Source organism: Paraburkholderia podalyriae (assembly GCF_014397785.1).
In the GTDB taxonomy this organism is placed as follows: Bacteria; Pseudomonadota; Gammaproteobacteria; order Burkholderiales; family Burkholderiaceae; genus Paraburkholderia; species Paraburkholderia podalyriae.
The window spans coordinates 12974-25897 of the sequence record NZ_VZQQ01000006.1 but is presented as its reverse complement, the minus strand read 5'-3'; the positions used below and the strand labels follow the sequence as shown (position 1 = coordinate 25897).

The following is a 12924-nucleotide window of genomic DNA, read 5'->3' as shown; positions in this document are numbered from 1 at the left end:
TCGGGTGCGGCGGTCGCCTGCGGGCAGCGGGCGCACCCGCCAGCATAGCCAGACCGGAAATCGCGAGCAAGGGCGGGGTGGGTGAGACGCGCGGTTCGATGATCTTCTCAGCGGCAATGCCGCCTTTTATGTTGGACGGTGATATCGGAAAGATGCGCCTGAAAATGAGATAGCCAGAGCAATTGTGAATATCTGTCAAAGCAGCTTTGACTCAAATTAAACTCGTTGACCGTGACCCGTTTAAATGGTTTATTCGATGGGTGTTTTCTGGAAAATCAGAAGAGGTCAAATGGGACAACAGAAACAAGGTGATACCGTGGGCAAAGAAGAGTGCGAGCTTGCCGCATCACCTATTCAATATACTCAAACTTCCCACCAATGCCGTCCGCAATGGCGCTGAACGCCGAAACCGGCGAATGGTTTCCGTTCGATCGGCTGAAGTCGTATTCAAACGGTTACGACATGGCCGAAGCGCTGGGTTACGCATGGGCGTGTAATTGTCGCGAGCACAAGGCAGCGTCAGCGCTGACGCCGAAGGTTGGCACTCACGACGAGTATTACGTGCTCAAAGATAGCAACGGTCAACCGCTCGCTAATGTGCGTTACCGGATCGTCGTTGACGATGAGCGGGTGATAGCTGGAACCACAAGCAATACCGGACACACCGTGCGCGTAGTTGCGCGTGGAACAGCTAGTCTTAAACTTCAATTGGAGAAGTAGGAATGCCGGACAGTACGGATTGGCTAACGATTCACGACACCGCATGTACGAGCACAAACCCGGATTCATGCGTTGAAGTTAGGATTGCAGCGAACCTGTTGTCGTGGAATATTCCAGACAACAATTTCGGCGACAAGTTGCCTGTCATTTCCTCGTCCTCGCGAGCGTTGGGCGGGAAGATTCTCTACCATCTGACTATCCAAGCCACAGTGAAAAGTCGTCGAACAGATTCGGTTTTCGGGCGAACCCTATCGATCAGGAGCAGCCGTCCGAGCGACACAATACAGATTTCGGGTCCGACCGATTTAGATGGTTGCGCGACGGTGATTCTAGAATCGCGCGAATCAGGAGACTTGACACTTACGGTAGCCGACGAAGATATAACGGCGGTTCCTCTGCGCATAACGCTGGCGCAAGCATGGTACGAAACTGGTTTTGAGGTTACGCATTACATCATTGCAGACGAACGTGATGCGCACGGCCCAATGGCTCAGGCGCCTGGCGTGTCCGGAAGTCATCGGCAAGACTTCCTATATGGTGCAGCCGGCGTACCAATGCAGGGAACAGGCGAGACCCTGGATCATCGTTTCGTCCGGTGGAATGGCGGCGGCGGATGGCATAAAAATGCAGCCGGACATCCGGATATCCTTAACAAGCCTGCACAAGCGCGCCTCAGTGAAACTGACGCCGCACATGGTTGCTTTGCTGATGTAGTGGCGAATCGTTCGATAGCTATTGATCCTACCGTTATTCCCGGGCGCTCGCGGGTTTATATTGCCTCTAGCGACGGTAGACGAGTAGTTGGCGAGCGATCTGCCGATGATACGAGCGGTGGCATTCGCGGCGCACATATCGACCACTTCAGTGGTCCCGGAAGCGCAGCGACGCGCGCATGGCAAGGATCGGGAGGGGATCTCCAGAACGCCCGTGTCAAATTCCTGGGCTATTAAATGAAAAAAGCTTTTTTTCTCTTGTTGTTTTTTCCGTTTGTCTCCTTTGCGCTAGATGGGACGGGGTCGGTCGATTTTTATTCGACAATCATTCCGCTATTGAATAAAAACGCAGTCTTGAGAGAGCTGGTGCTTTGCAACTTCGATATCGTTGGCGATCCAATGGGGACGCGAATCGGCGACATTCAATCGAAGGCGCTAGGAGGAGATCGAATTGGGCCTTACTCAATGTGGGCAAATTGGCACGGGAATTCAGGTGTAAAGCCGGTGATTCTCACTATCAATACGCACACTGATTTTGTCGACGCGCACGGAAGGAAGGTGGGAGGCGATTTGCAAAAGGCGGTTCGCATTGAAGAATACATCGAGAGCGTAACGATAGAGCCGCCGGAAAAAGACCAGTCGGAATCTGTGCCCGGTGGACTAAAGCACAGTATCGAGCCACAGACGTGCTCGGCAAAAAACGGCCAACGCGGCAGATAGCGCGATGCTGCCTCGTTCAGGCGGGGCTCCGCGCAGCCGGGTCACGCAAACCAGCACCGCCATTGAGAAATAGAGTTATGGCTAAACGACGTTTAGCGCAGGCACTCAGCGCCTGGTTGTTCTGTACCTTGCTGGTTCCGATCGCCTACGCAGAAGGGGCGATTAGCTTCACCGATAACATCATGCCGATGCTGAAGGATCGTCCGCAATTCAAGGAATTTATATTGCAATCGTTTTCGGTCACAGATACCGGGTGGGGAGTACGAGTAGATAGTCTGACAATGCCCCATATGGGCGGCGCGCGAATGGGGCCATACAGGTTCCAGGCTATCTGGCATAGTCCGCAAGGCGACACTCCCGTTACCCTTGTAATCGATACTAAAACAGAGTTTTTTGATAGCCACCGTCGGCAAATAACCGGCAGTGATCTACGCAGAACCACTTCAATTACGGAAACACTGGACTGTATCGAAGTCGAGCCACCCGAAGCACAATAGCTTCGAAGCTTCGAACCGTACTACTGCAATAGTCGCCCCGTTTCGCTGTGCTTTCCATTTGAGCGTCAAGCGTGGGAAGCATGAGCGCCCGCAGGTGCGCTTCGTTGATGCGTGGCCGGGATACGTTCAATTCAGATGAATTTGCGGAAAAGTAGATTTGGTAATCTGATGAAAAAAATTATTTTATCCGTTTTTTTTGTATTCTCTTTTGCCATGTCGCGGCAAGTGATCGCTTGTACCGTATCAGAAGATTTGACCGAAAGCGTTCCACTGAACTACCAGGGAATTCCAAATTCCTACCGTCTAAAAATGGTGGGCATGGTATTGAATGCCCGGCAATGGCCCGATGTTGAGATTCAAGCCCAAATCGTCGCAAACGCTTACGTTGGGGAAACCAATGCTAAATAACTGGCAGAATCGCGGGGTAAGCAACTAAAAGAATTTTTGATTCAACTTCGTATAAAACCGCAATATATATATGTTGATACTCATCTGGAGACGTTGCCTTATCCAGAAGATAGTACTGGGCGCAGTGGATATTTACAGCTTAGCGTGGGTCTCATGCCGTTATGCAAGGGTGGCTGCCAGCGACTGTGCGACGATCCGCGCGTGACGCCGACAAGCAAGGCAATCAAATAATCGAAGTCGAGCCAGCGAAGCACAGCTTCCAGGTAACAAGGCGACCTGGAATGACAGCCTGGACGCGGCGGGGGAAGCCTGTTACGCTGCGTCCGCTTCCAATCCGATACCAGGGGCGACGCATTATTACAGCCCTGATGCGCAGGCCCAGCTACATAAAAAAATCCGAAGATGTATCCAGCGGTGCCCCGCTTTCTTACACCGGATGCTATACAAGTCCCAAATCCTTCAGGGGTTTTCGAACATGACCTCAAGTTTTACAAGAACGTGCGCTAGCATCATTCTGCCGTGTTTGGCTACTGTCAGCTACGCTCTCCCTTTGGCGGCATATGGTCCAGATAAGCCTGTCAATGATCTGCATCGAGGTCCCGCTGGATGGGCGATATCCATGAAATGCAAGCACAACGGAGCGTCCGATGATTGTGTTGTCTCTGCGTTAAAAAACGGAAAACCAACACAGACAATCATCAAGACATCAGTCCGACCGGGAATTCAATGGTACGGAGACATCGCAATGATGCGGTTCCCTTGTGGTACTGGCTGCCGCAACGATATGTTTTTCAGTCCGCCGAACAAGGTTGACGGGCATGAGTTAGTCGCGCAAGACGCGATTGACATCAAGCGCCGTCTGGTTGTTAGTGTGGCGTCTAACCCGCTCGAGGTTTTTAGACTTTTTGCGGGCAAGGCACCTGTGGCAACACTGCACCTTGCGACTTCGTACACTCGACCGGACGTTGAAAGACTTCGCTGGGAACGTGATCGCCTCGATGTCTGGTATCGAGACGATTCGGGGGCGTTGAAACGAGCGTCGGTCGCAATTCCGCGAAACTAATCTGCCGGCTCGCGATGGCTGCTAAAGACGTCGCGATCAACCATAATTCCCCCCACCCCCAACCCAGAATCCACTGCGCCGATGTGGCAAATCGATCAGGTGACACTGCGCTTGTTCATCGCCGTATGCGAGGAAGGCACGATCGCGCGCGCGGCCGAGCGCGAGTTCATCGCGCCGTCGGCGGTCAGCAAGCGACTCGCCGATCTCGAAGCGCTTGTCGATGTCGCGTTGCTGTCGCGCAGCCAGCGCGGCGTGCGCACGACCGCCGCCGGCGAAGCGCTGTTGCGCCACGCGCGGCTCATCATGCGCGGCCACGAACGCCTGCAGGCCGAACTCAGCGAATATGCAGCCGGCGCGCGTGGGCATGTGCGCGTGCTCGCCAACGTGTCGTCGATGGTGGAGTTTTTGCCCGAGGCGTTGTCGGCGTTTTTGCGGGCGAATCCGGCGATTCGGGTCGACGTCGAGGAGCGCGTTAGCGCTGACATCGTGCGTGGGCTCGAAGAGGGCGTCGCCGATCTGGGCATCTGCCGCGACACGGTGCCGCTCGGCAGTCTCGACACGTTGCCGTATCGCGCCGACCATCTCGCGCTGATCGTGCCGCGTGCGCATCCGCTCGCGGGCGAGACGCAGATCGGCTTCGAGCAGACGCTGTCGTTCGATCATCTGGGCCTCGCATCGAATGCGTCGGTCAACGCGCTGATGCAGCGCATCGCGCTGGAGAAGGGCAGCGAGTTGAATTACCGCACCTATGTGTCGACGTTCGATGCCGCATATCGCTTCATCCAGGCGGGTCTCGCGGTCGCGATCCTGCCGCGTGAGGCACTCCCGCGCCATGCCGCCGACGAATACGGCATCGTCGCCGTGCCGTTGCGCGACGCGTGGGCCGAGCGGCGCTTCGTGATCTGCATGCGCGATCGCGCGGCGTTGACGCTGGCGGCCACGCGTTTGCTCGAGCATCTGCTGGGCATGATGTAGGACGGGCGACGCGCGTCGTCACCCGCGCCTTCGCCACGTCCCCAGACAAACCCCTAGGCATTTCACCCAGGCAAGCGTCAAAGCCCGCCTCATCGGCCTGAGCGGCCATCGCGAGCGGCGATGGTGTGCGTCGTCAAAGCAGACTTTGCCGCGCCCCAGCACGCGGGCACGCTGTGATCCAGTTAGCGCATCACTTCTATCCAACGGGCCGCCCTGGCCCGCGTCCACGATCAGGATTCAAACCGATGAATGACACCCGCGAGCGCGTCGTCGTGACCGAAGTCGGTCTGCGCGACGGTCTGCAAAGCATTGCCCGCATCATGTCCACCGACGACAAGCGGCGCTGGATCGACGCCGCCTACGCGGCCGGCGTGCGCCACATGGAAGTCGCGTCGTTCGTGCCGGCGAAGCTGCTGCCGCAGATGGCCGATGCCGCCGACGTAGTCGCGCACGCCCTCAGCTACGACGATCTGAGCGTGACCGCGCTCGTGCCGAATCTGAAGGGCGCGCAGCGCGCGCTCGACGCCGGCGTGCAGCGCATCGTCGCGCCGATTTCGGTGAGCGCCGCGCATAGCGCCGCGAACGTGCGCAAGACACCCGCGCAGATGATCGACGCGTTCGCCGCGATGCGCGCGCTGATCGATGGCGCGTCCTCGACAACTGGGCGCCGCGTCGAGTTGATCGCCGGTTTGTCGACGGTGTTCGGCTGCACGCTGCAGGGCGCGGTGCCCTACGCGGATATCGCCGCGATCGCGCGCGCCGCGGTGCAGGCCGGCGCCGACGTGATCGCGCTCGGCGACACGACCGGCGAAGCGACCCCGCGCCAGGTCGCCGAGGTCATCGAACTGGTGCGCGGCGTCGCCGGCGACAGGCTGCGCTCGCTGCATTTCCACGACACGCGCGGCCTCGGTCTGGCCAACACGCTGGTCGCGCTGCGTCACGGCATCCGCGAGTTCGACGCGTCGCTGGCCGGTCTCGGCGGCTGTCCGCATGCACCGGGCGCGACCGGTAACGTCAATACCGAAGACCTCGTGTTCATGCTCGAGAGCATGGGCTACGACACCGGTATCGACCTCACGCGGCTGCTCGCATCGCGCGCGGTGCTGGCGCAAGCGCTGCCGGGTGAGCCGCTGTACGGCTATCTCGCGCGAGCGGGATTGCCGAAGCAGTTCGCGCACGCGCAAGCGGGTGCGCGCGAATCCGACGAGTACTCCGAATCTTTGCGTCGTTCCCATTCTTCCGTTCCGCAGGTGCCGCAATGACTCCGCATTCTTCCACCACCTCCGCTTCGTCTTCGTCGTCAACGTCTTCGCGGCAGCCGGGCGCGTTGCCGCTCGCGGGCATCCGCGTGATCGAGTTGTCGCATATGGTGATGGGTCCGACCTGCGGCATGATTCTCGGCGATCTCGGCGCCGAAGTGATCAAGGTCGAGCCGCCGCGCGGCGACAGCACTCGCCGGCTGCTCGGCACCGGCGCGGGCTTTTTCCGGACCTTCAATCGCAACAAGAAGAGCGTCGCGCTCGATCTCGACAGCGAAGCCGGTCTCGCCGCGCTGAAGCAACTCGTCGATAGCGCCGACGTATTCGTCGAAAACTTCAAGCCCGGCCGCATGGCGAGTCTCGGCCTCGATTACGCGACGCTGCGCGAGCGTAACCCGAAGCTGATCTATGTGTCGCACAAGGGCTTTCTCAATGGTCCTTACGAACATCGTCTCGCGCTCGACGAAGTCGTGCAGATGATGGCGGGGCTCGCGTACATGACCGGGCCGGTGGGCCGTCCGCTGCGCGCGGGCAGCTCGGTCAACGACATCATGGGCGGCATGTTCGGCGCGATCGGCGTGCTGGCGGCGCTGCACGAGCGGCACGCGAGCGGCCGCGGCAAGGAGGTGCAGAGCGCGCTGTTCGAGAACTGCGTGCTGCTCTGCGCGCAGCACATGCAGCAGTTCGCGGCGACCGGCGTGGCCGCCGCGCCGATGCCGGAGCGCATCAGCGCCTGGGCCGTCTACGACGTGTTCACGCTCGCGCACGGCGAGCAGATGTTCATCGCCGCGACGGGCGACGCGCAGTGGCGCGCGCTGTGCGCGATTCTCGAACGCGACGATCTGCTCGCCGATGCGCGCCTCGCGACCAACAACGACCGCGTGCTCGCGCGCGGCTGGCTGCTGCAGACGCTCGGCGAAAGCCTGAGCCGTCTCGACGGCGCGACGCTCGTGCCGCTGTTCGAGCGGAATCACATTCCGTTCGCGTCGATCACGAAGCCCGAAGAACTGTTCGAGGATCCGCACCTGAACGCGAGCGGCGGCCTCGTGCCGCTGACGCTCGAGGACGGCAGCGAAACCGCGATGCCGTTGCTGCCGATTTCGATCGACGGTGCACGTCTTGGGCCCCGTCGGCCCATCGCGAGAATCGGCGAGCACACCGTCGACGTGCTGCGCGAACTCGGCTTTGACGACGCGCGGATCGCGGAGCTAGGCGGCGACATGCAAGCGCGGCCGCGCGCGGCCGCGTGAGCGTCGTGCCGCGCTGCATTCGCTCGAACCGGCAATAGACCAAAAATTCTGGAGACAGACGATGAAATCGTCGAATCAGGCGGTATACGCATCGGCGCTCGGCGACGCCGGTGCGCTGGGTGACTCACGCACGGACGCGGGCGCCGATGCGGCAGGCTCGGGCCGCGCCGGCGCGATCGCGCTCGACGGCGCGCGCATTTCCGCGCGGCTCGACCGGCTACCCGCGACTCGCACGATCTGGCAGCTCGTGATGCTGCTGAGCTTCGGCATGTTCTTCGAACTCTACGACCTGATGTACTCCGGCTATATCGCGCCGGGACTCGTGCACAGCGGGCTGCTGACGGCCACGACGCGCGGCCTGTTCGGCACGAGCGGCGTCGCGAGTTTCATCGCCGCGCTGTTCGCGGGACTTTTCATCGGCACGGCGGCCTGCGGCTTTCTCGCCGACCGCTTCGGCCGGCGCGCGATATTCACCTGGTCGCTGCTGTGGTACACGGCCGCCAACATCGTGATGGCGTTCCAGCACACGGCGCTCGGCTTGAACTGCTGGCGCTTTATCGCGGGAATCGGCATCGGCGTCGAGATCGTCACGATCGGCACATATATTTCCGAACTCGTGCCGAAGCACATTCGCGGCCGCGCTTCGGCGTGCTCGCAAGCAGTCGGCTTCTGCGCGGTGCCGATCGTCGCGTTCCTGTCGTATCGGCTGGTGCCGCAGCACGTGTTCGGCCTCGACGGCTGGCGTGTGGTCGTGCTGATCGGCGCGCTCGGCGCGATCGTGGTGTGGTGGATTCGCCGTGGCTTGCCGGAGAGCCCGCGCTGGCTCGCGCAAAAAGGCCGCCTCGACGAAGCCGACGCGGTGATGACGCGTCTCGAAGCACGCGTCGCGCGCGAATATCAGCGCCAATGCGGCCTGCCGTTGCCCGAGCCCGCGCGGCCCGAACCGGTGCGCGCGCGGGCGGCGTTTCGCGATCTGCTGGTGCCGCCGTATCGCAAGCGCACGCTGATGCTGATCATCTTTCACGTGTTCCAGACGATGGGCTACTACGGCTTCGCGAACTGGATTCCGACGCTGCTGATCAAGCAGGGCATCACGGTGACGACGAGTCTGATGTACGCGAGCATCATCGCGATCGCGGCACCGCTCGGGCCGTTGCTCGGGTTGCTGATCGCCGATCGCTTCGAGCGCAAGACCGTCATCATCTGCATGGCGGCGGTCAACGTCGTATGCGGAGTTGCGTTCAGCCAGGCGCGTGAGACGGTGCTGCTGGTGAGTCTCGGCGTGTGCCTCGTGCTCGCCGGCAACATCATTTCATATAGCTATCACGCGTACCAGGCGGAACTGTTTCCGACCGGCATCCGGGCGCGCGCGGTCGGCTTCGTTTATTCGTGGAGCCGGATTTCGGCGATGTTCTCGGCGTTCGTGATTGCCGCCTGCCTCGGTCGCTTCGGCGTGAACGGCGTGTTTATGTTCATCTCCGGCGCGATGGCGATCGTGATGGTCGCGATCGGTACGCTGGGACCGAAGACGCGCGATGTCGCGCTCGAGGATATTTCGAAGTAGCCAGGATTCGAAGCAGCTAGGAGTCCCGGCGGGTCTCGTCGTTGCTCGACAGCCGGTCCGATACGTTGCCGAGCAGGAGCGCGAGCAGCACCATGCCGATCATCGCGAACAGCAGCCCGCCGATTATCGTGGCAAGTATCAGCGTGGCCCATGAAATGCCGTTCATGTGTGCGGTTCCAGCGCGTTTGTCGGGGGCATCGTAAACCGTTCAAGCTTGACTTCTCTGTGCGCTTGCCCGCCGTAAACCTGTCAGTCGACGCCGAATTCTCGCCGGATCGTGCCATTGCGCGGCGCATTCTGATCGGGCGTCATCATCGTTGCCTAAGGCGATGGCGGACTTCGTCCGCTATGCGCAACCCGCCTGGCGGAAACTTCATAGCGCATTTCCGCAACCGGGTTGGCGGAATGGGACCCGGTCCATCCGACATATTCCGCCATTCGCCCGCCTATTGCGGGGCACGCTAAAGTCGTCCGATATCGATGTTTCAAGTTTGAAACGTCAATCGCCGCGTTTATATTCCAGATGGCAATAAAAAATGGATTAAATAATTTTTTCAGGCGCGTCGAATGCTTATTTGGACGCCGGAAGGATCAGTTGGACCGCGCTGCCGGCACTGTCAGTGAAAGTTTTCGATCAGGCCCGAGTATGCCGGGGAGGACGGGGGTGACTTCGACTCATCGAACCGGCGTTCTCGCAAAAAATAACTTTCAAAATACGCGCCAGCGGGTGGATAAGGCGAAGGGACGCCGTTTTTCGAGTGCCCCGCAGTGTGCGGTGGCGTACGCATTCAATTCCCGAATTGCATTAAGCTTCGCGAGTGCATATTCAACCATATGCGGATAGACGATTAATCCATTCAAAAGGCGGTCATTCGGTATTGCGCCGAATTGCACTGGCCGATCACGTAGTCATAGTGCCAATATGTCTGCACTTTCGGACACGGCGGCGGAGTGCTGGAGGCCGTCGCTATGATGCACTGCGCGGAGTTCGCATTGTGCGTGATCGTAAAAGGTGTAGTAGATCGTTTTCTGTCGAGAGGATGACTATGACCTGCGCGAGTCTCGAGTCTGCAATGCTGCGCTGGGTGCATGCGCCGAACAAGGGCGTGCGTCGTGTGGCGATTCTGATGTTCAACGACTGCTCGCTGCAGGGGGCGGGAGTTATCGCCGAGGTGTTTCAGGCTGCCAACGAACTTGCCACTTCCGGTTCGGGCGCGTGGCTCTACGACGTGTCGTTCCTGTCCGCCGACGGCGGCATGGTGACTTCATCGTCGGGTTTGCGCGTATGGACCGACGGCCTCGACGCGCGCCATTACGGCGGCTTCGACGCGCTCTATGTGGCGGGCGGCAAGGGCGCCGCATCGGCGGCGCGCGATGAGCGGCTGCTCGGGTGGCTGCGGCGCGTACGTCGCAACACCGCGATGATCCGACCGATCGCCGAAGGGCGCTCGGTGCTCGATGCGGCGTCCCTGCCCGAGGACAAGGACGCGAGCAGCGCGCGCCAGCCAACCCTGGCCACGAATGGCGGGCGCGCGGCGGAGCAGGGCGTCGTCGAAGTCAGCGACCGGCTCGAATCGATGCGCAGCGCGCTCGCGATGATCAAGCGCGATCTCGGCAACGCGACCGCACGCTCGGCTGCCGAACGGCTGCTGTCCGACTCGTCGACGAACCTCGCGCCGTTGCTCGGCGAAGACGGCGGCATGAGTCCTGGCGACAAGGTTCGCGCGGCGGCGCGCTGGCTGCAGGAAAACTGCCAGCAGGCGATTTCGATTGCGGATGCCGCGCAGTTCGCGGCGATGAGCGAGCGCAACTTTCTGCGCCGCTTCAAGTTGGAAATGGGTATCACGCCGTCGAGTTTCCTGCTGCACGAGCGCCTCGCGGTGACGTGCAGCCTGTTGACCGAATCGGAATTGCCGGTCGACAAGATCGCCCGCCGCACCGGGATGGGCAACGGCGACCGGCTCGCGAAAGTGTTTCGCAAGCGGATGAGGATTTCGCCGACTGAGTTCAGGATTCAAAGCCGCCGCATGGCGGGCGAGTAGCGCATACGGGGCCAATCAGGCAGCCGCGCAGCACAGGCGGAGGCCGGGCCCGTTGTTTGTCGTACCGTGCAGAACGATGAGGATGCCCGATATGTTGACGCAGGCAGGTGTGAGCGCCCGATCCGTCGAGCCGAACGGCGCAAGCGCCGGGGTGGCTGGCGCGCGCTGCGCGCACATCGTCCCCGTCATTCTCGCGGGCGGCTCGGGCACGCGGCTTTGGCCGGTGTCGCGCGAAAACTTTCCGAAGCAGCTGATCGACGTGGTCGGCTCCGACTCGCTGCTGCAGGCGACTGCGCGGCGGCTCGATGGCTTCCCCGCGGGCTGGAGCGTCGACGCATCGCCGATCGTCGTGTGCGGCGAGGAGCATCGTTTCGTGATCGCCGAACAACTGCACGAGAACGGCGTCGACGCGCGTCTGATCGTCGAGCCCGCGCGCCGCGACACGGCGCCCGCGCTGACGCTTGCGGCATCGCTCGCGTGCGCGGGCGGCGACGACGCAATCCTGATCGTGATGCCGGCCGACCACGCGATCGCCGACGTGCCCGCGCTGCAGCGCGCGCTCGTGTGCGCGGCGCATCACGCGAGCGAGGGCGCGATCGCGACGCTCGGCGTGCCGCCGACGCGTCCCGACACCGGCTTCGGCTATATCCGCATCGGCGCGGCATTGGCCGCCGGGGGCCATGCGATCGACGGTTTCGTCGAGAAGCCCGCCGAGGAAATCGCGACGCAGTACGTTGCGGCGGGCACCTACTGGTGGAACAGCGGCATCTTCATCGTGCGCGCGCGCGTGTGGCTCGACACGCTCGCGTCTCTGCGGCCCGACATGCATGCGCCGTGCGCAAGCGCGTTCGCGAGCGGCCGCCAGGACGGCGACGTGTTCCGGCCGTCGCACGACGGCTTCCTCGACGTGCCCGCCGATTCGATCGATTACGCCGTGATGGAGCGTCTGGCCGAGGAGCCGTCGGCCCAGGGCGACAGCGCGAGCAAGCTCGAAACGCCAGCCGCGGCACCGACCGATGCGCAGGCTCAAAGCCCGGCCGCGGCCATGCCCGCCGGTGTCGTGGTCCCACTCGAAGCCGGCTGGTCCGACCTCGGCTCGTGGGACGCGGTATGGGCCGCAATGGAGAAGGACCCGAATGGCAACGCCGGCCGCGGCCGCGTGACGTTCGAAGGCGCGGTGTCCTGCTATGCGCATTCGGAAGGGCGGCTGGTCGCGTGCGTCGGCACCGCGAACGTCGTCGTGGTCGAGACCGCCGACGCGGTGCTGGTGGTGGATCGCTCGCACGTGCAGGACGTTAAGGGGCTGGTGTCGCGCATCAAGGCGCAGCACGCGCCGGAGGCCGACGCGCATCGCAAGGTGCGGCGCCCGTGGGGCTTCTACGACTCGATCGATCGCGGCGAGCGCTTCCAGGTCAAGCGCATCGTCGTGACGCCTGGCGCACAGCTGTCGCTGCAACTGCATCATCACCGCGCCGAGCATTGGGTGGTGGTGCGCGGCACCGCGCTCGTCACGCGCGGCGAAGAGCAGTTCCTGCTCAGCGAAAACGAATCGACTTACATTCCGCTCGGCACACGTCACCGGCTGGAAAACCCCGGCAAGGTGCCGCTCGAAATCATTGAAATCCAGTCGGGTACCTATCTCGGCGAAGACGACATCGTGAGGTTCAACGACAACTACGGCCGCTGCCCTTAGGCAGCCCATGCACGCCCCAT

12 protein-coding genes are annotated in these 12924 nt (G+C 61.5%); 11 read left to right on the top strand and 1 reads right to left on the bottom strand.

The window, feature by feature from the left end:
- Positions 1-390 precede the first annotated feature (390 nt).
- The 9 genes from F6X42_RS08590 (at position 391) to F6X42_RS08550 (ending at position 9169) form a co-directional block, all read left to right on the top strand.
- Positions 391-720 (top strand): hypothetical protein, encoded by a 330-nt coding sequence (locus F6X42_RS08590; RefSeq protein ID WP_187633794.1) that lies wholly within the window; start codon positions 391-393, stop codon positions 718-720.
- 2 nt (positions 721-722) lie between these two features.
- Entirely contained in the window at positions 723-1670 is a 948-nt protein-coding gene (locus F6X42_RS43420) for a 3D domain-containing protein (RefSeq protein WP_222945525.1), read from the top strand.
- Complete coding sequence (locus F6X42_RS08580; RefSeq protein ID WP_187633793.1) at positions 1671-2153, top strand: hypothetical protein; 483 nt, start codon at positions 1671-1673, stop codon at positions 2151-2153. It begins immediately after the preceding gene.
- A 77-nt stretch (positions 2154-2230) separates the two neighbouring features.
- Positions 2231-2650 carry a hypothetical protein gene (locus F6X42_RS08575; protein ID WP_187633792.1) on the top strand — a complete coding sequence of 140 codons (420 nt, stop codon included), beginning with the start codon at positions 2231-2233 and terminating at the stop codon, positions 2648-2650.
- 168 nt (positions 2651-2818) lie between these two features.
- Positions 2819-3058 (top strand): hypothetical protein, encoded by a 240-nt coding sequence (locus F6X42_RS08570; RefSeq protein WP_187633791.1) that lies wholly within the window; start codon positions 2819-2821, stop codon positions 3056-3058.
- A gap of 1144 nt (positions 3059-4202) precedes the next feature.
- A complete protein-coding gene (locus F6X42_RS08565; protein ID WP_187633790.1) occupies positions 4203-5096 on the top strand; it encodes a LysR family transcriptional regulator in 894 nt (297 codons plus the stop codon).
- Positions 5097-5341: 245 nt separating this feature from the next.
- Entirely contained in the window at positions 5342-6358 is a 1017-nt protein-coding gene (locus F6X42_RS08560; RefSeq protein ID WP_187633789.1) for a hydroxymethylglutaryl-CoA lyase, read from the top strand.
- Positions 6355-7605: a CaiB/BaiF CoA transferase family protein gene (locus tag F6X42_RS08555; protein WP_187633788.1), complete on the top strand. Its 1251-nt coding sequence runs from the start codon at positions 6355-6357 to the stop codon at positions 7603-7605. The genes F6X42_RS08560 and F6X42_RS08555 overlap by 4 nt, the downstream gene beginning before the upstream one ends.
- A gap of 61 nt (positions 7606-7666) precedes the next feature.
- Positions 7667-9169 (top strand): MFS transporter, encoded by a 1503-nt coding sequence (locus F6X42_RS08550; protein ID WP_187633787.1) that lies wholly within the window; start codon positions 7667-7669, stop codon positions 9167-9169.
- Between the two features lie 16 nt (positions 9170-9185).
- Here F6X42_RS08550 and F6X42_RS08545 read toward each other — a convergent pair whose 3' ends face one another.
- Positions 9186-9335, bottom strand: a complete 150-nt coding sequence (locus F6X42_RS08545) for a hypothetical protein (RefSeq protein WP_187633786.1) — start codon at positions 9333-9335, stop codon at positions 9186-9188.
- Positions 9336-10215: 880 nt separating this feature from the next.
- Between F6X42_RS08545 and F6X42_RS08540 the strand changes: the two genes are divergently transcribed.
- Together F6X42_RS08540 and F6X42_RS08535 are read left to right on the top strand one after the other, a co-directional pair.
- Positions 10216-11211, top strand: coding sequence for a GlxA family transcriptional regulator (locus F6X42_RS08540; RefSeq protein WP_187634018.1), 996 nt, complete (start codon positions 10216-10218; stop codon positions 11209-11211).
- A 91-nt stretch (positions 11212-11302) separates the two neighbouring features.
- Positions 11303-12904 carry a sugar phosphate nucleotidyltransferase gene (locus tag F6X42_RS08535; protein WP_187633785.1) on the top strand — a complete coding sequence of 534 codons (1602 nt, stop codon included), beginning with the start codon at positions 11303-11305 and terminating at the stop codon, positions 12902-12904.
- Positions 12905-12924 lie beyond the last annotated feature (20 nt).

Excerpts from the sequence above, each read along its gene's own strand:
- F6X42_RS08590 (WP_187633794.1), top strand. The coding sequence starts at position 391 with ATGGCGCTGAACGCCGAAACCGGCGAATGGTTTCCGTTCGATCGGCTG.
- F6X42_RS08550 (WP_187633787.1), top strand. The coding sequence starts at position 7,667 with ATGAAATCGTCGAATCAGGCGGTATACGCATCGGCGCTCGGCGACGCC.
- F6X42_RS08565 (WP_187633790.1), top strand. The coding sequence starts at position 4,203 with ATGTGGCAAATCGATCAGGTGACACTGCGCTTGTTCATCGCCGTATGC.
- F6X42_RS08535 (WP_187633785.1), top strand. The coding sequence starts at position 11,303 with ATGTTGACGCAGGCAGGTGTGAGCGCCCGATCCGTCGAGCCGAACGGC.
- F6X42_RS08575 (WP_187633792.1), top strand. The coding sequence starts at position 2,231 with ATGGCTAAACGACGTTTAGCGCAGGCACTCAGCGCCTGGTTGTTCTGT.
- F6X42_RS08570 (WP_187633791.1), top strand. The coding sequence starts at position 2,819 with ATGAAAAAAATTATTTTATCCGTTTTTTTTGTATTCTCTTTTGCCATG.
- F6X42_RS08540 (WP_187634018.1), top strand. The coding sequence starts at position 10,216 with ATGACCTGCGCGAGTCTCGAGTCTGCAATGCTGCGCTGGGTGCATGCG.
- F6X42_RS08545 (WP_187633786.1), bottom strand. The coding sequence starts at position 9,335 with ATGAACGGCATTTCATGGGCCACGCTGATACTTGCCACGATAATCGGC.
- F6X42_RS43420 (WP_222945525.1), top strand. The coding sequence starts at position 723 with ATGCCGGACAGTACGGATTGGCTAACGATTCACGACACCGCATGTACG.
- F6X42_RS08555 (WP_187633788.1), top strand. The coding sequence starts at position 6,355 with ATGACTCCGCATTCTTCCACCACCTCCGCTTCGTCTTCGTCGTCAACG.
- F6X42_RS08580 (WP_187633793.1), top strand. The coding sequence starts at position 1,671 with ATGAAAAAAGCTTTTTTTCTCTTGTTGTTTTTTCCGTTTGTCTCCTTT.
- F6X42_RS08560 (WP_187633789.1), top strand. The coding sequence starts at position 5,342 with ATGAATGACACCCGCGAGCGCGTCGTCGTGACCGAAGTCGGTCTGCGC.